The organism is Alcaligenes sp. Lyrl_28 (assembly GCF_051948705.1).
Lineage (GTDB): Bacteria > Pseudomonadota > Gammaproteobacteria > Burkholderiales > Burkholderiaceae_B > Alcaligenes > Alcaligenes ammonioxydans.
This window is the reverse complement of sequence record NZ_JAYJLG010000001.1, coordinates 926816-948703: the sequence shown is the minus strand read 5'-3', so window position 1 is coordinate 948703 and position 21888 is coordinate 926816. Positions and strand designations below refer to the sequence as shown.

The 21888-nt window shown below is 56.9% G+C and carries 17 protein-coding genes; 12 read left to right on the top strand and 5 right to left on the bottom strand.

The features are described from left to right. The first annotated feature begins 74 nt into the window (after nt 1-74). The 3 genes from serC to VF694_RS04240 all read left to right on the top strand — a co-directional run bounded on the left by serC (nt 75) and on the right by VF694_RS04240 (nt 3386). Nucleotides 75-1157, top strand: a complete 1083-nt coding sequence (serC, locus tag VF694_RS04250; protein ID WP_415301869.1) for a 3-phosphoserine/phosphohydroxythreonine transaminase — start codon at nt 75-77, stop codon at nt 1155-1157. Between the two features lie 72 nt (nt 1158-1229). Further along, on the top strand, nt 1230-2519 hold the full coding sequence (glyA, locus tag VF694_RS04245; protein WP_003803210.1) for a serine hydroxymethyltransferase: 1290 nt from the start codon (nt 1230-1232) through the stop codon (nt 2517-2519). 51 nt (nt 2520-2570) lie between these two features. Then, entirely contained in the window at nt 2571-3386 is an 816-nt protein-coding gene (locus VF694_RS04240) for a DUF6216 family protein (protein ID WP_440163771.1), read from the top strand. On the opposite strand, the gene queC is transcribed toward VF694_RS04240, so the two are convergent. From queC to VF694_RS04225, 3 genes are all read right to left on the bottom strand, one after another. Continuing rightward, on the bottom strand, nt 3380-4108 hold the full coding sequence (gene queC, locus VF694_RS04235) for a 7-cyano-7-deazaguanine synthase QueC (RefSeq protein ID WP_003803214.1): 729 nt from the start codon (nt 4106-4108) through the stop codon (nt 3380-3382). The genes VF694_RS04240 and queC overlap by 7 nt on opposite strands. After that, nucleotides 4105-4779 carry a 7-cyano-7-deazaguanine/7-aminomethyl-7-deazaguanine transporter gene (locus tag VF694_RS04230; protein WP_003803216.1) on the bottom strand — a complete coding sequence of 225 codons (675 nt, stop codon included), beginning with the start codon at nt 4777-4779 and terminating at the stop codon, nt 4105-4107. The genes queC and VF694_RS04230 overlap by 4 nt, the downstream gene beginning before the upstream one ends. 240 nt (nt 4780-5019) lie before the next feature. Then, nucleotides 5020-5682 carry a TetR/AcrR family transcriptional regulator gene (locus VF694_RS04225; RefSeq protein WP_003803218.1) on the bottom strand — a complete coding sequence of 221 codons (663 nt, stop codon included), beginning with the start codon at nt 5680-5682 and terminating at the stop codon, nt 5020-5022. Between the two features lie 453 nt (nt 5683-6135). Between VF694_RS04225 and VF694_RS04220 the strand changes: the two genes are divergently transcribed. From VF694_RS04220 to VF694_RS04180, 9 genes are all read left to right on the top strand, one after another. Next, nucleotides 6136-7896 (top strand): alpha/beta fold hydrolase, encoded by a 1761-nt coding sequence (locus VF694_RS04220; RefSeq protein WP_039943683.1) that lies wholly within the window; start codon nt 6136-6138, stop codon nt 7894-7896. 137 nt (nt 7897-8033) lie between these two features. Further along, nucleotides 8034-9539: an efflux transporter outer membrane subunit gene (locus VF694_RS04215; RefSeq protein WP_440163768.1), complete on the top strand. Its 1506-nt coding sequence runs from the start codon at nt 8034-8036 to the stop codon at nt 9537-9539. Further along, a complete protein-coding gene (locus VF694_RS04210; RefSeq protein WP_003803225.1) occupies nt 9536-10615 on the top strand; it encodes an HlyD family secretion protein in 1080 nt (359 codons plus the stop codon). Before VF694_RS04215 ends, VF694_RS04210 begins: the two co-directional genes overlap by 4 nt. A gap of 3 nt (nt 10616-10618) precedes the next feature. Then, nucleotides 10619-13360 carry a ribosome-associated ATPase/putative transporter RbbA gene (rbbA, locus tag VF694_RS04205; RefSeq protein WP_003803227.1) on the top strand — a complete coding sequence of 914 codons (2742 nt, stop codon included), beginning with the start codon at nt 10619-10621 and terminating at the stop codon, nt 13358-13360. A 1-nt stretch (nt 13361) separates the two neighbouring features. After that, entirely contained in the window at nt 13362-14486 is a 1125-nt protein-coding gene (locus VF694_RS04200; RefSeq protein WP_003803229.1) for an ABC transporter permease, read from the top strand. Nucleotides 14487-14540: 54 nt separating this feature from the next. Beyond that, entirely contained in the window at nt 14541-14981 is a 441-nt protein-coding gene (locus tag VF694_RS04195) for a phasin family protein (RefSeq protein ID WP_230406189.1), read from the top strand. A 5-nt stretch (nt 14982-14986) separates the two neighbouring features. Further along, a complete protein-coding gene (phbB, locus tag VF694_RS04190) occupies nt 14987-15733 on the top strand; it encodes an acetoacetyl-CoA reductase (RefSeq protein ID WP_039943686.1) in 747 nt (248 codons plus the stop codon). A 71-nt stretch (nt 15734-15804) separates the two neighbouring features. After that, nucleotides 15805-16989, top strand: a complete 1185-nt coding sequence (locus VF694_RS04185; protein WP_440163821.1) for an acetyl-CoA C-acetyltransferase — start codon at nt 15805-15807, stop codon at nt 16987-16989. A 28-nt stretch (nt 16990-17017) separates the two neighbouring features. Further along, nucleotides 17018-19621 carry a DUF3141 domain-containing protein gene (locus tag VF694_RS04180; protein WP_440163764.1) on the top strand — a complete coding sequence of 868 codons (2604 nt, stop codon included), beginning with the start codon at nt 17018-17020 and terminating at the stop codon, nt 19619-19621. Between the two features lie 363 nt (nt 19622-19984). Here VF694_RS04180 and VF694_RS04175 read toward each other — a convergent pair whose 3' ends face one another. Continuing rightward, nucleotides 19985-21397, bottom strand: coding sequence for an Asp-tRNA(Asn)/Glu-tRNA(Gln) amidotransferase GatCAB subunit A (locus VF694_RS04175; RefSeq protein ID WP_003803238.1), 1413 nt, complete (start codon nt 21395-21397; stop codon nt 19985-19987). Further along, a complete protein-coding gene (locus VF694_RS04170; RefSeq protein WP_003803240.1) occupies nt 21390-21572 on the bottom strand; it encodes a hypothetical protein in 183 nt (60 codons plus the stop codon). The genes VF694_RS04175 and VF694_RS04170 overlap by 8 nt, the downstream gene beginning before the upstream one ends. Nucleotides 21573-21888: the final 316 nt, after the last annotated feature.

Sequence of the window (21888 nt, the reverse complement as noted above, 5' to 3'; positions counted from 1 at the left end):
TAGACTTGATTGTCGTTGCCGAAATAGGGGGGGGCCTGTTCCGGCGTTCAGGTTTGTACAGGATCTCAGCAAGTATGTCCCGACCCTTTAATTTCAGCGCAGGGCCCAGCGCCTTGCCGATCGATGTTCTCTTGCAAGTGCGCGATGAACTGCTCGATTTTGCCGGCACGGGGGTATCCGTGATGGAAATCAGCCATCGCTCCCAGCCCTTTATGGATTTTGCCCACGCGACTGACGCCGCGGTGCGTCGCGTTCTGGCAGTTCCATCGGACTATCACGTGTTGCTCCTGCAAGGGGGGTCGTATCTGCAGTTTTCTCAAATTCCGATGAACCTGTTTCATAAAACAAACACAGCGGACTATATACACACGGGCTTGTGGTCGGAGCAAGCGGCTAATGCCGCCAGGCAATATGGGATTGTGCGAACCATTGCCAGTTCTCATGAAACTGGATTTGATCGTGTTCCTGAAATTAATGAATCTCATATTAATCTGGATGCGGCTTACTTGCATTACACGGAGAATGAAACTGCACAGGGCTTGCAATTTTCAAAACCACCCATTTCGTCTATTCCATTAGTGTGTGATGCCTGCTCCAGCCTGATGTCCAAGCCGATTGACATTGCCGCACATGATTTGGTTTATGCCTCAGCCCAGAAAAATATGGGTATTGCCGGTGTCACGCTCGTATTGCTCAATCCTGCTATTTTAGACAAGCCTTTGGCTGCAACGCCACAGGCGTTGGATTTTTCCATTCAGGCAAAAAAGCAGTCCCTGTTAAATACTCCTTCCACGTTTTCCTGGTATGTGATGGGCTTGATGATGGAGTGGATTGAACGTACGGGTGGAATAGAAGTGCTGCATGAAATCAATAAGAAAAAGTCACGCCATCTTTATAACGTGATTGATGGCAGTAATGGTTTCTATATCAATCATGTTTTGCCTGATTATCGATCTATCAATAATGTTCCTTTTCATATTTTCGAAAGAAATTTGGAGGATCTATTTGTTCGGGAAGCGCAGGAAAACGGATTTCATGGTTTGAAGGGCCATCAGTCGACTGGGGGCTTGCGCGCCAGCATTTACAACGCCGTCACCCTGGATGCGGTACAGGAGCTGGCGCTGTTCATGCGCGAATTCGTGCGCACGCACGGTTAAGGGCGATGCCCGCCTCTCAGAGCGGCCAGGCAGGTGGCTGCGATTTGACCTAAGATTTTTTAAGGAAAAGCGATGTACGACAACACACTCACTCTGGCTGAATTCGACAAGGAACTGGCTCAGGCCATGGCTGGTGAACAAAGCCGTCAGGAAGATCATGTAGAACTGATTGCCTCGGAGAACTATGCCAGCCCCTTGGTCATGCAGGTTCAGAACTCCGTTTTCACCAACAAGTACGCTGAGGGTTATCCGGACAAGCGCTATTACGCCGGTTGCGAGTTTGTGGACGTGGCCGAGCGTTTGGCCATCGAGCGCCTGAAGGCCCTATTCGATTGCGATTATGCCAACGTGCAGCCTCATGCCGGAGCACAAGCCAATACCGCCGTGTTTCTGGCCCTGCTCAAACCTGGCGATACGGTAATGGGGATGAATCTGGCGCAGGGCGGGCACCTGACGCACGGTAATCCCATCAATATTTCGGGGCGTCTTTACAACATTGTTCCTTACGGCGTCGATACCCAAACCGGGCTGATCGATTACGACGAAATGGAGCGGATTGCTATCGAGACCAAGCCCAAGATGTTGATCGGCGGTTTCTCTGCCTATTCACGCGTGAAGGATTGGGCGCGTATGCGCCAGATCGCTGACAAGGTGGGTGCCTGGTTCTGGGTCGATATGGCTCATGTGGCCGGCCTGGTGGCGGCGGGTGAGTACCCCAGCCCCTTGCCATACGCACATGTGGTTACCAGCACCACGCACAAAACCCTGCGCGGCCCACGTGGTGGCGTGATCATGGCTAAAGGGCAAAGCGACGATTTCTACAAACGTTTGAATTCAGCGGTGTTCCCCGGCGTGCAAGGGGGGCCCTTGATGCATCTTATTGCAGCCAAAGCCGTTGCCTTCAAGGAAGCCTTGCAACCCGAGTTCCGTACCTATCAGCAAAATGTGGTGCGTAATGCCCGAGCGATGGCAGCGATACTGATTCAGCGTGGCCATACCATCGTGTCTGGGGGTACGGATAACCACATGATGCTGATTAACCTGTCGACCAAGCCTTATACCGGGCAAGAAGCCAGTGATGCCCTGGCGGATGCTTACATCACCGTCAACAAAAACTCAGTGCCCAACGATCCGCGCTCGCCCATGGTGACCTCGGGTATCCGTATCGGAACGCCTGCCGTGACGACACGGGGCTTTACCGTGGCCGATTGCGAGCAACTGGCGCATTACTTGTGCGATGTGCTCGATGCTTATGAGGCGGGCACGCTGGAGGCCGTCAAGCACGATATTCGTGAGAAGATCGTCACCTTGTGTCGTACGTACCCGGTGTATCAGGTACAAACGGAACCAGCCCAGCTGTAATGTGTCATTCTGTTGATAAGGACCCAGCCACTTCGGTGGTTGGGTTTTTTTATGATGAATACTATCTCAAGTCTTTTTTCTTATTTTTCTGCCGCTTTTAGTTTATTTATCTTTCTGAGCGTGTTGGCGGGCTTGCTCTACCTGTTCTTAAGGGGGGCGTATTTCATATTTTTCAATAAGCTATGGTCTTTCTTTCATCGCGACAAATTTTATGATGCTTATTTGGATGCCGAGCGAGAAAAATCGCTGGATGTAGAGCGTTTCAAGATCATGTTCGGGCTCCACCGCGTTGATGATATTCAGACAGTGAAAGACACACATCGCGCGGTGAAATGGGCGCACTCCAGCGCCATTGCTCTGAGAGCACTGGGCAAAGCAGGGGTCTGGGTCAACTGGAAAGAGCAAAGAGTAGAGAAACCCAAGGCTGTGCAACGGGTGGTGCTGCCGATTTTTTGGGTTTTGATCACTTTTTTGATCGCGATTTTCGCGACTTTAGTCATCCGTCCCGATGCGATTATTAAATTTAAAGAAAGCGAGGTTTGGGCATGGCAGGGCGAGAAGGGCTTGCGCTCTTTCCTGGCGTCAGGAGATAAAAAATGGGTTTATGATCTTTCCGATTGCTCACTACCGAAACAAGCCCAGACTGTTCCTTTTCTTGAGGATGAAAGGGAGTGGGTTTGTGCGGCGGTCAAGTCAGGAGATTATTTTTCCAGCTTACACTCAACGGTGAAATTCCAGCGTTATTTCAGTGCGCCCATCCTGATTTTTCTGATGTGGTGTTCTGTTCTGCTGCTATTGAAAAGCCACTCTTTGTCCACCGCATTGCGTTTGCATCGAATCCTGCATCCCTGCCGAAATGCTCAATGACCGGGATCGGCACGCCGCCTGCTCCAGTTTGCATATCCTTTGGCGCGCAGTTCGCAAGCGGGGCAGCGTCCGCAGCCATATCCCCAGTCATGCAGCGCTTCCCGCTCATTCTGGTAACAGGTATGGCTGTCTTGCTGGATCAGCCTGACCAGAGCATCTGAGCCCAGTTGGTCGGCCATCTCCCAAGTATCAGCCTTGTCCAGCCACATGAGGGGCGTCTCTATGGTTAGGGGACGCTCTATGCCCAGACTCAGGGCGACTTGCAAAGCTTTAAGGGTGTTGTCCCGGCAGTCCGGGTAGCCTGAGTAGTCAGTTTCAGACATGCCGCCTACCAGCGTATCCAGCCCGCGACGGTAGGCCAAGGCAGCGGCCAAAGTAAAGAACAGCAGGTTGCGACCGGGCACGAAGGTATTGGGCAGGCCATCGTCCTGCACCGCAATGCGCATAGGCTCAGTCATGGCGCTGCCGCCTATCTGTCCCAGAACACCGGCGTCAAGCACATGATCTTCGCCCAGGCGCTCTGCCCAATGTGGAAAGTGTCGGCACAGATTTTCTCGCAACGTCTGGCGACATTGCAGTTCCGCATGGTTTCGCTGGCCGTAGTCAAAGCCCACGGTCTCCACAAACGCAAAACGATCCAGAGCCCATGCCAGACAAGTGGCCGAATCCTGTCCCCCCGAAAATAGGACCAGGGCTCGACGACGGGCAAGCTGCGGCTTCATGCTTTGACCTGCGCAGGGCTCAGGGCGCGGCGTTTCATGGTGCTGATCAGCGAGTTGAGCAAGACACCGTACATAGGAACAAACAGCAACAGGCTCACCCCCAGCTTGATGACGTAATCGACGAGCGCGATTTCGCCCCAGTGCTCCGCCATGAAAGGATTGCTGCTGCGCCAGAAGGCGATGCCGAAAAAGGCCAGAGTATCCAGTGCCTGCCCAAAAACTGAGGCGGCGGCCGGGGCGATCCACCACTGCGTGTAATCGCGGCGGATGCGGTCAAAGACCTGTACGTCCAGCAACTGTCCCAGCACATAGGCCGCGAAACTGGCCAGTGCAATACGAAAGACAAAGCTGTTGAACTCGCCCAGTGCCTGCAAGCCATTGAACTGGCCTTCATGGAACAGCACGGAGACGACATAGGAGGCGATCAGGGCCGGAAACATGGCGCGGGTGATGACGCGTCGTGCCTGCGATTTACCCATCAGGCGCACGGTCAGGTCGGTTGCCAGAAACACAAAAGGAAAGCTGAAAGCGCCCCAGGTGCTATGAAAGCCAAACAGCTCAATAGGAAGTTGAACCAGATAATTGCTGGCGATCACGATGAATACGTGAAAGGCAATGAGAAGTCGCACATACAGCGACAGCCGTGAAGACGGCATAGCGGGCAGAATCATGTCTGAACCTTTTTGGTGGATGGGGTGAGGGAACCCATTGAAAATGGACTGCAACCAACTATTGTACGGGCAGTTGCGGTTTGAGGGAATGTGTACCGGTCGCCAGTGTAGCGTGGGCGCCCGACCGCCTTATATGTCTGGCTTGATAAGGCTTATGGCTCAACGCAGGAGTGGGGCGATTGCACCCCCGCTTGCGGTTTGCAGCAGCCCGGCGCCTGGGGCTGGGCTGACCGATCCCATTTAAGCGGTGGGTTGCAGTTGTTCCATCAGCAGGCGCTTGTGCAACAGACGGACTTCTTCAAAGGCCACGGGCGAGTTTTCCGGTCCCAGGACCAGCAGGACCATCAGCCACATCAGGGAGGGCGAGGCAGCCAGCGTGTAGTCCGAGGCGCTGACATCGGGGCGGATGAGCCCACGCTGTATTCCCGCTTCAAAGAAAGCCTGGTTAGCCATGTAGTTCTGGCTCAGGAGCTGCTTGCCCCAGTAATGCGCCAGATCAGGCACTCGACCGCTTTCTGTCATCAATAGCCTGAACATGGCTTGCACATCCGGGCTGGACAGACGTTCATACAGTTGCTTGAGATACTCGTCCACGATACAGGACAAAGTATCGGCCTGGTAAGAATCCGATAGTTCGAAGGCATGGCCTTGAGCAGGCAGCAGAGTGTGGCGAAGCATGTCCTCGAATACCTCGTCTTTGCTGCTGTAGTGCGCGTAAATTCCGGACTTGGAAATGCCGGCGCGGGCCGCGATGCGTTCCAGCGAGGTACCCAGAAATCCCCGGTGAGAAAACTCTTCAAAGGCGGCGCTCAGAATTTCGCGTTTGCGCTCGGCCGAGGACAGGTAGCGTCGCTTGTTTGTGCTTTCGTTTTTTGTCGATTTATTGCTAGGTGAGTCTGTCATGTCATCCTGTAGGGATGGGCAAGAGATGGGGGCTTGCAGTATATCAGGCCGTCAGTTTCGGGCCCCGGTTTGCCAGAAGGTAAGCGTGTCCTGGGCACATGCTTGTTTTGTCATATGGCGGCAGAAATAATAGTTCTGTCCTGACTTTAAAACCGTATTTGTTTCAATAGATTTCATTGGTTTTTCTTTTAGGTTTCTTCCCTTTTTAGGTAAGGTTTATTTATTTTCATTTCCGTTTTATTTCCCTATTTCATTTCAGGCACGGTATAACAACAAGTGCAGCTTGGATGTTGTGTTTTTATGTGTCATGAGCTTGATCTAACGCAAAGGTTTTTTATAGGTTTTTGTTAAAAGGCCTGCATGCAAAAAGTTTAGATGTAAACTGGTGTATTATCAAAAAGACTAAGCGGTCGTATCTGCTTTTTCTTTGGATGTACTTTTTGCGGAGTGACAATGGTGAGTAGGCAGTCCCCTGATCAGACTGAGCATCTGGACGCATCCGCACGAGCCGCTTGGGCTCGTATCTGGAGCTCGCTCTCTCCTGAATCGCAGTTTCTAGCCTGGATGGACTGGATACGCCATCTGGGTTTGAGCCCAGGTAAACAGGAGCAGCTCAGACAACTGGCTCAACGCCAGTGGGAGCAGTTGTTTCGCGAATGGAGCCAAGAGCTGGCAGCGGCGGCTCAACTTCCTGCTCACGCCTCTGTTCAGACCCCGTCGTCTGCTGCTGTTGCCGACCGTCGGTTTTCTGATCCTGCATGGGACCGTTGGCCATTCAATTTATTGCGACAGACCTATCAGGCGCAGCAGCAATGGTGGCAAAGTGCCACTGAAGGAGTGGCTGGCGTTGAGCCGCATCATCAAAAGCTGGTCGCTTTTGGTGCCGAGCAATGGCTGAACATGCTGAGTCCCAGCAATTTTGCCTGGACCAACCCCCTGGTATGGGACAGAACCCTGGCCGAGCAGGGCGCGAATTTCAGTCGCGGTCTGGAGAACTGGCAGCAGGATATGCAGGCCCAACTAGCGGGTGAGCCGCCTGTCGGGACCGAGGATTTTCAGGTAGGAAAGGATGTGGCCGCTACACCCGGCAAGGTGGTGTTGCGCAACGAGCTGGCCGAGCTGATTCAGTATGCGCCCAGCAGCAAGCAGGTCCACCCGGAACCCGTTTTGATTGTTCCGGCCTGGATCATGAAGTACTACATTCTAGACCTGTCGGCCCATAACTCCCTGATTAAATACTTGGTAGATCAAGGCCATACCGTATTTTGCGTGTCCTGGAAGAACCCCCAGGCCCAGGATCATGCTTTTGGCATGGACGATTACATTCGTCTGGGCTGGAAAGCCAGCCTTGATGCGATCAACGCGATTGTCCCCGGCCAGAAAATTCATGCTACGGGCTATTGCCTGGGCGGCACCCTGCTGGCGATCGCGGCAGCCGCCATGGCACGGGATGGCGATGAGCGCCTCGCTTCCCTGACCTTCTTTGCTGCGCAGACGGACTTTTCAGAGCCGGGCGATTTGTCCTTGTTCATCGACGAAAGCCAGGTCAGTCTGCTGGAAGCCCAGATGGCCGATGAAGGGTATTTACGCGCCAATCAGATGGAAGTGGCCTTTCAGCTTCTACGTTCCGCGGATTTGGTATGGGCGCCTTTGGTCAATAAGTATTTATTGGGTGAACGCCGTCCGCTTAACGATCTGATGGCTTGGAATGCGGACGCTACCCGTATGCCTGCCACCATGCATTCGCAATATTTGCGGCGCATGTATTTGAATAATGATTTAAGTCAAAACCGTTATCCGGTGGAAGGTCGTATCGTTTCTCTTGCGCACATTAATTTGCCTATTTTTTGCGTCGGCACTGTTTCTGATCATGTTGCCCCCTGGCGCTCTGTTTATAAGCTGCATTATCTGGTGCCTGCCGAGATCACGTTTGTTTTGACCACAGGCGGTCATAACGCCGGAATCGTCAGCGAACCGGGCCATCCGCGCCGTCATTATCAGATTCATACCCGTGCAGCAGGCACAGCGCCTGTTTTGGTGGACGAGTGGCAGGCACAAGCCGCTTCGCATTCAGGTTCCTGGTGGCCCGCTTGGAGTGCATGGCTGAAAGCGCGCTCGGGCGCGCAAACAAAAAAGCCACCGCAGATGGGTGCCGCCAAGCAGGGTTACGCCCCTCTAGGCCCCGCGCCCGGTCAATACGTATTGATGAAGTAAGCAGTCTGGTCATACAAGCTTGCACAACTGTGAGCTTGCCGCTTTGTTCCAGGTCGGCAACCGGCGCAACGCCAGTTGCTGACATGCTGTATTGCCTTGACGGCAGTTTTCTTTTTTCTCATTAGGCATGTTTCCAAATGGCTCCACAGACCCACGATGTGAGTATCAAGCATCAAAGCGTTGCGCGTCGTCCTTATTTCGCGCTGGCTGCCTTGCTGGTCACGCTGGCAGGTTGTGCCTCGATGGCGCCCGATTATGTTCAGCCCGCATCCCCTGTTCCGCACGCCTATCCGGATCTGTCCGCAGGGCAGGCCGAGGCGGTGCGGGCGCGGGACCTGGGGTGGCGTCAGTACTTTAAAGATCCGGTTCTGAGCAAGCTGATTGAAACCGCATTGGCCAATAACCGCGATATGCGAGTGGCCGTGTTACGGGTTGAGGAAGCGCGCGCCGCGCTGAACTTGCAGCGTAGCGAGCGTTTTCCGGCGTTTACGGTGGGCGGTCAGACAGCCCGGTCGCGTGTGCCGGGCGATATGAATCCCTCCGGGCAGGCCGTTACAGGCGGGGATTACCGTGCGCAGATTGGTTTGACCACGTGGGAGCTGGACTTATGGGGACGGGTGCGCAGCCTGGAAGATGCTGCGTTGCAGGGCTGGCTGGCAAGTGAGGCGGGTCGTCAGGCGGTGCATGTGGCCTTGGTCTCGCAAGTAGCCAATAACTATCTGGTCGTGCGCGAACTGGATGAACGCGTACAGATTGCCCGCAAAAGTGTCGAGAGCCGTCAGGAGTCCTATCGTATCTTTTCCCGCCGCTACGAGGTGGGGGCCACCTCCAGGCTGGATGTCACCCAGGTGCAAACCTTGCTGACACAGGCTCAGTCGCTACTGGCTCAACTGGAGCAGCAGCGGGCGGTACAAGTGCATGCCCTGCAGCAACTTCTGGGCGCGGACCCGGGCGTCCCCCTGAGCGGCGCTCCGCTCAACGAGAGCGTGATGCTGGCCGAGCTGGCCCCTGGTTTACCTTCGGACCTGATGCTGTGGCGGCCGGATATTATTGCCGCGGAGCATACATTGCGCGCCGCCAATGCCAACATTGGAGCGGCGCGTGCGGCCTTTTTCCCACGCATTGCCTTGACGGGCAGTTTCGGCACGGCCAGCGCTGAGTTGGACGGTTTGTTCGATTCCGGCAGCAAGGCCTGGACATTCGCTCCTACCATTTCCCTGCCTATTTTTGATGGCGGCCGCCGCAGTGCCAACCTGGATGCGGCTTATGTACGCCGTGACATACGAGTGGCGGAGTACGAGAAAGCCATTCAGAGTGCCTTTCGTGAAGTCTCGGACGCCTTGTCGGCGCGTCGCTGGTTAAGTCAGCAGCTGGAGGTCCAATTGGTCGCCCGTCAGGCCCAGACCGAGCGCGCCCGTTTAGCGCAGATGCGCTACGACAATGGGTCGGCTGCATATCTGGAAGTGCTGGATGCGCAACGAGACTTGCTGGATGTGGAGCAGCAGGTGGTGCAAACGCGCCGCGCACTGCTAGCCAGTCAGATTGCGCTGTACAGCGCCCTGGGCGGTGGCTTGGACCCCGCCGACACCCTGACAAACATTTCTATCCCTTCTCAATCGGATTCATCTTCGAGCCAGTTATGAGCACACCCTCTACCTTGAAAAAAAACATTGTTCCTGTCCTGATTGTTGCCGGGGTTCTAGGCCTGGGTTGGTGGGCATGGCAGAAAATGTCCAATACCGGTCCGGGTGACGGCTTTGTCAGCGGTAATGGTCGTATCGAGGCGACCGAGATTGATATCTCCACCAAGTTTGCCGGCCGTATCCAGAGCATTGAGGCCCGCGAAGGCGACTTTGTGAAGAAAGGCGAAGTGCTGGCTGTCATGCAGCAAGACAGTCTGGAGGCTGCCCGTGATGAGGCTGTTGCCGGTTTGCGGCAGGCTGAGAACAATGTGGCCGTTGCGCAGGCCCAGGTGGCACTGCGTGAAAGCGATGCGATTGCCGCCAAGGCGATGGTCGGGCAGCGTGAGTCCGAACTGGATGCTGCCCAGCGTCGTCTGGCTCGTTCCACCACCTTGTCCAAAGAAGGGGCCGCGTCGGTGCAGGAACTGGACGATGACCGCGCCCGCGTGCGGGGCGCTCAGGCAGCTGTTGCTGCCAGTCAAGCGCAAGCCAATGCGGCGGTTGCTGCCATCAATGCGGCCAAGGCCCAGTTGATCGGCGCCCAGTCTGCGGTTGAGGCCGCCCATGCCGCGGTTGCCCGCATCGAAGCGGACTTGCGCGACAGTGAGCTGGTCAGTCCGCGCGATGGACGGGTGCAGTTTCGGGTTGCCCAGCCTGGTGAGGTGCTGGGGGCCGGGGGACGGGTGCTCAATGTGCTGGACTTGTCCGATGTGTACATGACCTTCTTTCTGCCTAGTGAAGTGGCGGGCAAGGTGGCCCTGGGCTCCGAAGTGCGTCTGGTGCTCGATGCGATCCCCGATATGCCTGTTCCTGCCACCGTGTCGTTTGTTGCCAGCTCGGCCCAGTTCACGCCCAAGAGTGTCGAGACGGCGTCAGAACGTCAAAAACTGATGTTTCGTGTCAAGGCTCAGATTGCTCCAGAGCTCTTGAAAAAACACCTGGAGCAAGTCAAGACAGGCCTGCCTGGGGTGGCCTGGGTGAAGCTGGACCCCAATGCCAGCTGGCCTGAGTCGCTGACTTCCACCCTGACGGAGTAAACCATGCCCAAGCAGCAAGCGACGGCTGTTGCTCGTGTAACGGAGCTCAGTCAGCGTTATGGCGATACGCTCGCCCTGGACCGTTTAAGCCTGGATGTTCCTGCCGCTTGCATGGTCGGACTGATTGGTCCGGATGGTGTGGGCAAGTCCAGCTTGCTGTCCTTGCTGGCCGGTGCACGCGTGATTCAGGAAGGCCACATTGAGGTACTGGGCGGCGATATGGCAGATAAAAGCCATCGCGATAAGATTTGCCCGCGCATTGCCTACATGCCCCAGGGGCTGGGCAAAAATTTGTACCCCACCTTGTCGGTGGAAGAGAACCTGCAGTTTTTTGGCCGTTTGTTTGGGCACAATGCCGCCGAGCGCCGCCGCCGGATTGACGATCTGACACGCAGCACGGGACTGTATCCTTTTTTGACGCGCCCGGCTGGCAAGCTCTCGGGTGGCATGAAGCAAAAGTTGGGGCTGTGTTGCGCGCTGATTCATGACCCGGATTTCTTGCTGCTGGACGAGCCCACCACCGGCGTGGACCCCCTGGCCCGCAAACAGTTCTGGGACCTGATCGAGCGCATACGACGTGAGCGCCCAGGCATGAGCGTGATTGTGGCCACCGCCTATATGGATGAGGCTCAGCGCTTTGACTGGCTGGTGGCCATGGATGATGGGCGGATTCTGGCAACGGGTTCACCCCGGGAATTGCTGGAACGCACACAGAGCAAAAATCTGGAGCAGGCTTTTATTCGCCTTTTGCCCGAGGACAAGCGTCAGGGCCACCAGGAGGTTGTGATACCACCACTGGATGTGGATGCGAACGATATCGCCATTGAGGCCGAAGGACTGACCATCCGTTTCGGCGACTTTACCGCCGTGGACCATGTATCGTTTCGCATCCGGCGTGGCGAGATTTTTGGTTTTCTGGGCTCGAATGGTTGCGGCAAGTCCACCACCATGAAGATGCTGACGGGCCTGCTGCCGGCTTCAGAGGGTCAGGCCTGGCTGTTTGGTCACGAAGTCAATCCCAAAGACATCGATACCCGCCGTCGTGTGGGTTACATGTCGCAGGCGTTCTCCCTGTACGGCGAGCTGACGGTTCGACAAAACCTGGTGCTGCATGCCCAGCTTTTCCACGTTCCTGATGACCAGGTGCAAGCGCGTGTCGCTGAAATGGTGGAGCGCTTTGAGCTGGGCCAGATTCTGGATCGCCTGCCCGATGCCATTCCGTTGGGCATGCGTCAGCGCCTGTCTCTGGCGGTGGCGATGGTCCACAAGCCCGAGCTACTGATTCTGGATGAGCCAACTTCGGGGGTGGACCCGGTGGCTCGCGACAATTTCTGGCGTTTGCTGATCGAGCTGTCCCGACGGGACAAGGTCACCATTTTTATTTCCACCCACTTCATGAACGAGGCCGAGCGTTGTGACCGCATGTCCATGATGCATGCCGGTAAAGTGCTCGATAGCGACACGCCCGCCAATCTGGTGAAAAAACGGGGAGCGGCCACGCTGGAGGAGGCTTTTATCGGCTACCTGCTCGAGGCCAGTGGCCCCGAGCCGCAGGCCGAGCCCGCGACCGAACAGACGACGCTTGTCGAAGCGCCCGAGCAGCAGGAGCATCAGGAGCGTTTCAGTCTGCAGCGTCTGTTGAGTTACACCTGGCGCGAAACGCTGGAGCTGCGCCGTGATCCGGTGCGGGCAACCCTGGCTCTGGCCGGTTCCCTGATTCTTCTGTTTGTGATGGGTTTTGGCATTACTCTGGACGTGGAGGATTTGCGCTATGCGGTACTGGACCGTGATCAGACCAGCATCAGTCAGAACTACGCCTTGAATCTGTCAGGGTCGCGCTATTTTCTGGAGCAGCCGCCGCTGACGGATTATCAGGATCTGGACGATAGAATGCGACGCGGCAAGATTGCCCTGGCCATTGAGATTCCGCCGGGCTTTGGTCGCGATGTGTTGCGTGGCAGCAATCCTGAAATTGCCGCCTGGGTGGATGGCTCCATGCCCACCCGTGCTGAGACCATCCAGGGCTATGTGAAAGCCATGCATCAGCAGTGGCTGATTACGCAGGCCAAAGAACGTTTGGGAGCAGGGGCGCTGGTGACGCCCGCCAGTATCCAGGACCGCTACCGTTACAACCCCGATGTCAAGAGCCTTCCTGCGATGGTTCCGGCCGTCATTCCTGTGCTCTTGTTGATGTTGCCGGCCATGCTGACCGCGCTGTCTGTGGTACGTGAAAAAGAGCTGGGCTCCATCATCAATCTCTACGTGACCCCGGTTACGCGCGTGGAATTCCTGCTGGGCAAGCAGATTCCCTATATTGGCCTGGCGATGGTCAACTTTTTGTGCATGTGCTTGCTGGCCATCACGATATTCGATGTACCCATCAAGGGCAGCTTTCTAACCCTGAGTCTGGCGACCTTGATGTTTTGCGTGATTTCGACCGGCATGGGGCTGCTGGCTTCTACCGTGACTCGCAGTCAGATTGCCGCCATGTTTTTTGCCATGATTGGCACCATGCTGCCCGCCACCCAACTGTCCGGCTTGCTGAATCCGGTGTCCTCTATGCAAGGTCTCAGTCGCTGGGCGGGCGAGCTTTACCCTGCCACGCATATGTTCAACATCAGTCGTGGGGTGTTTAACAAGGCCTTGACCTTCTCGGACCTGCATGGCGCCCTGTTTGCCTTGTTGCTGGCCATCCCGGTGGTGTTGGGCGCTGCGGTCATGCTGCTCAGAAAGCAGGAGAGCTGAGATGAGAAAACTCAAGAATGTACTGTTGCTGGGTCGCAAGGAGCTCTGGAGTCTATGGCGTGATCCCATGATGCTGCTGCTGATTGTGTACGTGTTTTCGGTCTCGATTTACACCTCGGCCACTGCCCAGCCGGAAACCTTGAACAATGCGCCTATCGCAATTGTGGATCAGGACCAGAGCCCCTTGTCGGCCCGTATTGCGTCGGCCTTTTATCCGCCGGAGTTCATTCGCCCGCACATGATCGAATACGGCGAAATGGATTCGGGTATGGACACTGGGCAGTTCACTTTTGTGTTGAACATTCCTCCCAATTTTCAGCGCGATGTCCTGGCGGGGCGTAGCCCCGAGGTGCAGCTCAATATTGATGCCACTCGCATGAGCCAGGCCTTTACCGGCAATAACTATATCCAGCAGGTGGTAATGGGTGAGGTCAACGAATTCGTGCGGCGCTACCGCAGCGTTGACACCTTGCCGGTGGACCTGGCCTTGCGTGTCCGCTTTAACCCCACGTTGGAAAAAGCCTGGTTTGGCAGTATTGCCGAAGTCATCAACTCGGTTGCCATGCTGTCCATTATTCTCACCGGGGCTGCCCTGATCAGAGAGCGCGAGCACGGCACCATTGAACACTTGCTGGTGATGCCCGTCACGCCGGGCGAGATTATGGCCTCCAAAGTGACGGCCATGGGGCTGGTGGTTCTGATCGCCACGGCTGCATCGCTCAAGTTTGTGGTGCAAGGTCTGCTGGGTGTGCCGATTGAAGGTTCCATTGCGCTGTTTCTGTGCGGCGCAGTGCTGTGTCTGTTTGCCATGACTTCCATGGGTATCTATCTGGCGACCTTGTCGCGCAGCATGCCCCAGTTTGGCCTGTTGCTGATGCTGACCCTGCTGCCCATGAACCTGCTCTCGGGCGGGCGCACGCCCCGTGAAAGCATGCCTGAAATTGTGCAGCATCTGATGCAGCTTGCCCCCACCACGCATTTTGTGTCGTTAGGGCAGGCCATTTTGTTCCGTGGTGCCGGTATTGAAACGGTGTGGCAACCCTTTTTGGCCCTGTTGGTGATCGGGACGGTTTTGTTCGTTCTGTCGCTACGGCGTTTTCGTAACACCATCTCTCAGATGGCTTGATGGACTGGGCCCCGTCAGGGGGCACTTTTTTCCTTTAAGGAGATTTCGATGAGCATGGAGACACTTCCCCTGGACCTGTACAAGGCCAATGTCGAGCTGCAATTGCGTATCACGCGCCTGTTGCAGGAGGGCGGTCACCGCTGGCTGGAGTCCGTACAGAAAAGCAGCCTGAGAAGCGTGGAGCAGACCACGGCTGAGATTGAGAACTTGCTGCAAACCGGCAACTGGCAGTCGTTGGCAACTCTGCCGGCCGACACGTTCTGGCGTCTGTTCCAGCACGGGGTCAATGACAGCCAGGCCATCAACCAGCTGGCTATTGAGAACCAGACCAAGTTCACCTCCGGTTTGCAAGAAGCGCTGGAAGCCTGGCAAAAGTCGGTGCTGGCCGTGGTCAGCGAGACCAGTGCTGCAGTACCGGTCATGGATATTTTCAAGCAGTGGGGCGCGCCTTGGGCAAATGCTGCCAGCGCCTCTGACACTCAAAAGGGAGCATAAGCGGTATGTCTACGGTTAAACGCACGGCGTTGGTGACGGGAGGGATGGGCGGTCTGGGTCAAGAGATCGCCCGTGCCCTGCATGATGCGGGTCATCGGGTACTGGTGACCCACTCGCGCAGCGAGGCCGATGCCCAGGTCTGGCTCAAGGAACAGGCCGAGGCCGGTTATGAGTTTCAGGGCTATCACGTTGATGTTGCCGATTTCGAGTCTTGCCAGCAGATGGCCCAGGCCATTGAAAAGGACGGCCAGCACGTTGACATCCTCATCAACAATGCCGGCATTACCCGTGACGGCACTTTTCGCAAGCTGAGCAAGGACAAGTGGGACGAGGTCTTGCGGGTCAATCTGGACTCGGTGTTTAACGTGACCAAGCCCTTTATCGATGGCATGCTCGAGCGCGGCTGGGGCCGGGTGATCAACATCTCCTCCATCAACGGCAGCAAGGGACAGTTTGGCCAGACCAATTATTCGGCTGCCAAGGCGGGCATGCATGGTTTTACCAAGGCGCTGGCACAGGAAGTGGCACGCAAGGGTGTGACCGTCAACACCGTCTCTCCCGGCTATCTGGCCACGAAGATGGTCATGGCGGTGCCCGAGGATGTGCGCAACAGCATTATCGCGGGCATTCCGGTGGGCCGTTTGGGACAGCCCGAGGAAATTGCCGCGTTGGTGACCTTTATTGCCAGCGAAGCGGCTGGTTTTATGACAGGCAGTAACGTCGCCATGAATGGCGGCCAGCATATGTACTGATCCTGACGCTGACCACTGGCTGCCTGTAGGGGGCCCGCTTGTCGGGCCTGTGACTTAGGAAAGGAATGGATATGCACAAAGATATCGCGATTCTTGCCGCGACCCGTACCCCCATCGGCCGTTTTCAGGGGGGGCTGTCCACGGTGCCCGCCCACGATTTGAGCGCCCAATTGATTCGTGCCGTGCTCCAGGCGACGGGCGTAGCCGCCGATCAGATTGACGAGGTCATTCTGGGCCAGGTCCTGACCGCCGGCGCAGGCCAGAATCCGGCCCGTCAGGCTGCCGTGAATGCGGGTCTGCCCTACGAGGTGCCCTCCATGTCGCTCAACAAGCTGTGTGGTTCGGGCTTGAAGGCGGTCCATCTGGCGGCGCAGGCCATTGCTGCAGGTGACGCCGATCTGGTTCTGGCCGGTGGACAGGAAAGCATGAGTCTGGCCCCGTTTGCCGTTCACAAGGCGCGTACAGGTTTGGGCCTGGGCCATGCCATGATGGATGACACCTTGCTGCGTGATGGTTTGACAGACGCGTTTCACAACTACCATATGGGCATTACGGCAGAAAATCTGGCCGAGCGTTACGGCATCAGCCGCGAGCAGCAAGATGCGTTTGCCCTTGAGTCCCAGCGCAGAGCCGTGGCTGCCCTGCAAGCGGGACGTTTCAAGGAAGAAATCACCCCGATTGAGGTGCCTCAGCGTAAGGGTGACCCGCTGCGTGTGGAGACCGATGAGCAACCTCGTGCGCAAACCACGCTGGAGTCGTTGGCCAAATTGCGCCCTGCCTTCAAGAAAGAGGGCACCGTCACGGCGGGCAACGCCTCAAGCATTAATGACGGTGCCGCCGTGCTTTTGCTGGCCAGCGCCGACAAGGCCAAGGCATTGGGCCTACCCGTATTGGCATGGGTTCGGGGCTGGGCCAGCTCCGGGGTAGATCCAGCCATCATGGGGATTGGCCCTGTGTCGGCCAGCCGCAAGGTCTTGAAGCAGGTAGGCTGGGACCTGAACGAGCTGGACCTGATCGAGGCCAATGAAGCCTTTGCCGCCCAATCGCTCGCCGTGGCCAAGGATTTGCAGTGGGACATGAACAAGGTCAATGTCAATGGTGGGGCCATCGCTTTAGGTCACCCCATTGGTGCATCGGGCGCCCGTGTGCTGGTCACCTTGGTTCATGAAATGCGTCGTCGCGGTGCGCGTAAGGGTCTTGCCACCTTGTGCATTGGCGGCGGTCAAGGTGTGGCTATCGCTATTGAGGCCGCATGAACCGGTAGCAGAATGAAGGGAGAAGATGATGACAGATAAGTCTCGTGACGACAGCACGGCGTGGTCCCCTTGGATGATGAATCCCTGGAACCTGGGTCAGACCGTCTCCTCGTACTGGGTGGATGCCTGGCAGCGCGCCATTTTGTATGCCGATATCGAACGTCAGGTCGGGGACCAGTACCAGGCCCAACGTAAGATGAACGTGCCCAATGTGCTGAATTTTCCGGCGGAACTGGTCATGTCGGGGCTGACGCTTCCCCGACCCGTCAACTATCTGATGGTACGGATTGTGCCGCCCGACGATCAGCCTACCGTCCCTGGCAAGCGCCCGTTTCTGGTGGTGGACCCCCGGGCCGGGCATGGGCCGGGTATCGGTGGATTCAAATCCGACAGCGAAATTGGTGCTGCGCTCAAAGCGGGGCACCCTTGCTATTTTGTGGGCTTTTTACCTGACCCTGTCCCTGGCCAGACGGTCGAGGATGTGATGCGCGCACACGCCGCCTTCGTCAGCAAGGCAGCCGAGCTGCACCCCGACAGCCAGGGTAAGCCGGTGGTCATTGGCAATTGTCAGGCTGGATGGCAGGTCATGATGGCCGCCGCGGTCTGGCCGGATCTGTTTGGACCGTTGATTCTGGCTGGCGCCCCGCTGTCTTATTGGGCGGGGCGCAATCCCATGCGCTATGCCGGCGGTTTGCTCGGGGGCAGTTGGCTGACCGCCCTGACCAGTGATGTGGGGCATGGCCGTTTTGATGGTGCGTGGCTGGTCAAGAATTTTGAGAACCTGGACCCTGCCAATACCTTGTGGACCAAGCAGTACCACGTTTACGCCAAGGCGGACACGGAGGCTGAGCGTTACATCGGCTTTGAGAAATACTGGGGCGGTTATGTGTTTCTGAATGATGTGGAAATGCAGTACATCGTGGACAACTTGTTTATCGGCAACAAACTGTCCACGGCTCAGCTTCTGACCTCGGACGGCATTCGCATCGATCTGCGCAATATCCGTTCGCCCATTGTGGTGTTCAGCTCCTTTGGCGACAACATCACGCCACCGGCCCAGGCACTGGGCTGGATCACGGACCTGTATCTGGACGATGACGATGTGCGCAGCCATGACCAGACCATCGTGTTCACCACGCATGATCGTATCGGCCACCTGGGCATTTTTGTATCGGGCAGTGTGGGCAGCAAAGAACATCGCAAGTTTGCCAGTACCATCGATCAGATTGATCTGTTGCCCGCTGGCATTTACCGGGCCACGGTAGAGGAAACTCCGGGCGACGACACCTTGCTGAATGATCCGTATCTGATGTCAGTGCGCCAGAGTGGTCTGGCTGAAATCGCGCAGATTGTGCAGCCGGACCCCGAGTCGGACCGTCGTTTTGCCGCTGCTGCGCGTCTGTCCGAGATTAATCTGGCTTTCTACAAGAGCACCTTGCAGCCTTGGGTCAAGGCTCTGTCCACGCCGTATAGCGCCGCCTTGCTGGAGGCCTTGCATCCTATGCGCCTGTCTTACGAGTCCTGGACCAGCGCTCACCCTTGGGCGGACACGATTCATAAATGGGCCGAGAATATTGCCCAGCAGCGTCAGGCGGTGGACCAGGACAACCCCCTGCTGCAAGCGCAAGAGAATTTCTCGCAGGCCATGGAACGGGCTCTGGATAACTACCGCGATCGTCGTGACAGCATCTATCAGATCTGGTTTGACACGGTGTATGGTTCGCCTTTGCTGCTGGCCCTGGCCGGTCACGCCCCCGGTGATTCGACGCCGGCGCGCCCGCATCCGGGTAGTTCACCCGAGCATCTGGCTTTTGTCCGTGAGCAAATGCACAGACTGGACGGTCTGCTCAATGAAGGCGGTTTGCTGGAAGCCGCGCTGCGCGGTTTGTTCCATATTGCCAAACAGCGCAATAGTGTGGACGAGCGTTATCACCATGCCGCCATGCGCTTGCGCGAGCAGTACGATGCCGGCAAGTTTGATATTGAAAAAATGCGTGCCGCGATTCGCGAGCAGGCCTTGGTGCTGGCCCATCATGGCCATAAGGCGGTGGAAGCGATTCCGCACTTGTTGAGCAGACATACGCCGGAGGAAATTCGTCTGGTGGCGTCCCTGATCAAGAAGCTGATCAGTGCGATTGATGAGCAGGATGCGGCACCTGCGGCGGTGGCCAAGGCCTCGCAAGAGGTGCTGGATTTGTTCGAGACGGCGGCCCGGCAGCGGGAGCAGGCAGAACAGTCCGTACCGCTTGAAAGCACACCGCTTGCAAGGACAGTAGCCACGCCGGTAGCCAAGGCGACGAGCGAGACAGTGCCCGGGTCACCGCCCGGTGCTATGTCGACACCACTGGCTCAAACTGGGGCAGGTATTCCGGTGAAAAAGACCGCAGCGGGCACCAAACTGGCGCCTGAAGTGGCTGCGCCCGCGGCTGCACAGTCTGGTCCTGAGGTGGCTGCTGCAGTTGTCGCCAAACCCGCGCCTGAAGCGAGAGCTTCCGCGGCCCCCAGGAGCGCGACCAAAACGACGCCGCAAACTGCCAGCCGTGCTACCCGGACCGCAGCACCCGGAAAGGTGGCGGGCAAGTCCGCTGCCACGGGTCGCAGCACGGCCAAAGGACGGACGCGCAAATCCTGAAACCGGGTGCGCATGACATTGTGACGGAGTGCCGAGTATGAAACATTCATGCTCTGGCCGTGCTGTGTGGATGAGGGGTGCGGCGTTGCGTGTTATCGCTGCCACGGTGTGTTAGGTGGCGCAAAACAATGTTTGCTGATGAAAGAAAGACCGGCGCCCGTGACTGGGCGCCGGTCTTTCTTTTGGGCCTGCAGGCCGGCCGCTTAGGAGGGTCTTGCTGGTCAGGATGGCGACATCCAGATCTGCCGGAGTTGACCGGCGTCATTCAGCGGCTGGAGAGCACAGGGGGTCTGCTGATACCGGCGTGCTGGTGTGAAAACCCTGCCCCGTCTGACCAGGCGTACAGAGGGGGCAGGGGGCAGCTTAAGGCTTCAGAACGGGCTGGTGTCCGGCCATGGGTTTCATCGATTCCACGGCGTAGGCAACATTCAGGATGCGTGCTTCTTCAAAGGCGGGGCCGATGATTTGCAGTCCTACGGGCATACCGTTGGCGATACCGGCGGGCACCGTGACGGCCGGTAGACCAGTCAGGTTGCTGGGGCCGGTAAAGCGGATGCCTTCGTCGATGAAGTCCAGCGTTTTTCCATTAATGTTGACGGTATCGACGCCAATGTCGGGCACCTGGCAAGGCAGGGTGGGAGCGATGATGACGTCTACGTCGCTGAAGGTGCCGGTAAATTGCTGTTTAAGGGCGCGGCGTACTTGCTGGGCTTGCAAATAATCGATGCCGCTAAACAGCTCACCGAGTTCAAACAGGAAGCGAATGTCACCGCCGAAATCGTTGGGACGTTTGATCAGGTCCTGGTGGTGGATGGTCGCAGCCTCGGTCAGGCTGACGGCCAGCTCGGCCCATTCGGAATAACGCAGGGCAGGCACGGTCAGAGGGATGACTTTGGCGCCCTGTTTTTCCAGGTCGGCCAGGCGCTCGCGGATGACTTTTTCAATGCCCGAGTCGACGTTTTTGAAGAAGTAGTCCTCAATGATACCGATGCGCAGGCCTTTGACCTCACCGTTCAGGGCGCTCAGGTAGGAGCCGACCGGGACGTTGGCGCAGGTTGGGTCGCGCGGATCAAAGCCAGCAATCACTTCCAGCATGGCAGCGGCGTCGGCCACGGTTTTGGACATGGGGCCGACGTGGTCCAGGGTCCAGGCCAGCGGGTAGACGCCGAACTTGCTCACACGCCCGTGGGTGGGCTTCAGACCGACGATACCGCATGCGGCGGAGGGGATACGGATGGAGCCGGCCGTATCAGTGCCCAGGGTGTTGTAGGAACTGTGTGAGGCCACGGCAGCGCCCGAGCCACCGCTGGAGCCACCGGGCACACGGTCTGGATTCCAGGGGTTATGCACGGGGCCAAAGTGAGGGTTGTTGTTGTCGATGCCCCAGGCGTACTCGTGCATGTTCAGCTTGCCGGTAAAAATTACGCCGGCATCGCGCAGCTTGGTGGCAACTGTTGCGTCGTCCTTGGAGACGAAATCCTTGTGGATTTTGGAGGCCATGGTGGTGACCTCGTTGGCAAAGTAGATATTGTCTTTCAGGGCCAGCGGCACGCCATGAAATACGCCCTTGTACTTGCCGGCCATGATGTCTTGCTCGGCTTGACGCGCGCTTTGGCGCGCCTGCTCGGCGGTGATGGAAATGTAGGCGTTGGTCTGCGGGTTCGACTGATCGATGTAGGCCAGCAGGTTGTCAGTGACTTCGACAGGGGAGACCGCCTTGGTGCGCAGTTTATCCGCCAGTTCAATCACGCTGAGTTCAAGCAGTTCCTTATTCATGGTGGTCCCCTCCGGCCAGATGCTTGATCGCGAGGTCGGCATCGTCGATGGCGATCCCTTCCAGATTGCCCTTCATGGCCTGAATTTCACGCCATTTGGTCTCCAGCTTGGCCAGATGTTCGGGGCTTGGGTGTATCCCTTTTGCAGCCAGGGTGTCTTTGACACTTACAGTCATTTGTCCTCTCCTTATCGTTGTCAAAACCGTGCATGCGCAAATGACGCGCACAAAAAAAGCCCCACCCCTTGTGCAAAGGGAGTGAGGCTTTATTGCCTGCATGTCGCTGGCAACTTTGGCAGCGCATGCATCTGTTTTGGCAGACTCAGGTGTCTGCTTATTTAATCTACAAAATATTGATGCCTATACATACTAGGGTTTACCAGATGGCGTCGGGGTCGGGAAAGGTAGGACGATTTTGCCGTTTACGGCCACTGATATATGGTCTTGAGCCGGTTGTGTCCACTGGTTTAGTCAGGGAGAGGAAAGCGCTATT

What these genes read in the sequence shown, in the direction of transcription:
- serC (WP_415301869.1), top strand. Translation starts at nt 75, where the DNA reads ATGTCCCGACCCTTTAATTTCAGCGCAGGGCCCAGCGCCTTGCCGATC.
- glyA (WP_003803210.1), top strand. Translation starts at nt 1,230, where the DNA reads ATGTACGACAACACACTCACTCTGGCTGAATTCGACAAGGAACTGGCT.
- VF694_RS04240 (WP_440163771.1), top strand. Translation starts at nt 2,571, where the DNA reads ATGATGAATACTATCTCAAGTCTTTTTTCTTATTTTTCTGCCGCTTTT.
- queC (WP_003803214.1), bottom strand. Translation starts at nt 4,108, where the DNA reads ATGAAGCCGCAGCTTGCCCGTCGTCGAGCCCTGGTCCTATTTTCGGGG.
- VF694_RS04230 (WP_003803216.1), bottom strand. Translation starts at nt 4,779, where the DNA reads ATGATTCTGCCCGCTATGCCGTCTTCACGGCTGTCGCTGTATGTGCGA.
- VF694_RS04225 (WP_003803218.1), bottom strand. Translation starts at nt 5,682, where the DNA reads ATGACAGACTCACCTAGCAATAAATCGACAAAAAACGAAAGCACAAAC.
- VF694_RS04220 (WP_039943683.1), top strand. Translation starts at nt 6,136, where the DNA reads ATGGTGAGTAGGCAGTCCCCTGATCAGACTGAGCATCTGGACGCATCC.
- VF694_RS04215 (WP_440163768.1), top strand. Translation starts at nt 8,034, where the DNA reads ATGGCTCCACAGACCCACGATGTGAGTATCAAGCATCAAAGCGTTGCG.
- VF694_RS04210 (WP_003803225.1), top strand. Translation starts at nt 9,536, where the DNA reads ATGAGCACACCCTCTACCTTGAAAAAAAACATTGTTCCTGTCCTGATT.
- rbbA (WP_003803227.1), top strand. Translation starts at nt 10,619, where the DNA reads ATGCCCAAGCAGCAAGCGACGGCTGTTGCTCGTGTAACGGAGCTCAGT.
- VF694_RS04200 (WP_003803229.1), top strand. Translation starts at nt 13,362, where the DNA reads ATGAGAAAACTCAAGAATGTACTGTTGCTGGGTCGCAAGGAGCTCTGG.
- VF694_RS04195 (WP_230406189.1), top strand. Translation starts at nt 14,541, where the DNA reads ATGGAGACACTTCCCCTGGACCTGTACAAGGCCAATGTCGAGCTGCAA.
- phbB (WP_039943686.1), top strand. Translation starts at nt 14,987, where the DNA reads ATGTCTACGGTTAAACGCACGGCGTTGGTGACGGGAGGGATGGGCGGT.
- VF694_RS04185 (WP_440163821.1), top strand. Translation starts at nt 15,805, where the DNA reads ATGCACAAAGATATCGCGATTCTTGCCGCGACCCGTACCCCCATCGGC.
- VF694_RS04180 (WP_440163764.1), top strand. Translation starts at nt 17,018, where the DNA reads ATGACAGATAAGTCTCGTGACGACAGCACGGCGTGGTCCCCTTGGATG.
- VF694_RS04175 (WP_003803238.1), bottom strand. Translation starts at nt 21,397, where the DNA reads ATGAATAAGGAACTGCTTGAACTCAGCGTGATTGAACTGGCGGATAAA.
- VF694_RS04170 (WP_003803240.1), bottom strand. Translation starts at nt 21,572, where the DNA reads ATGACTGTAAGTGTCAAAGACACCCTGGCTGCAAAAGGGATACACCCA.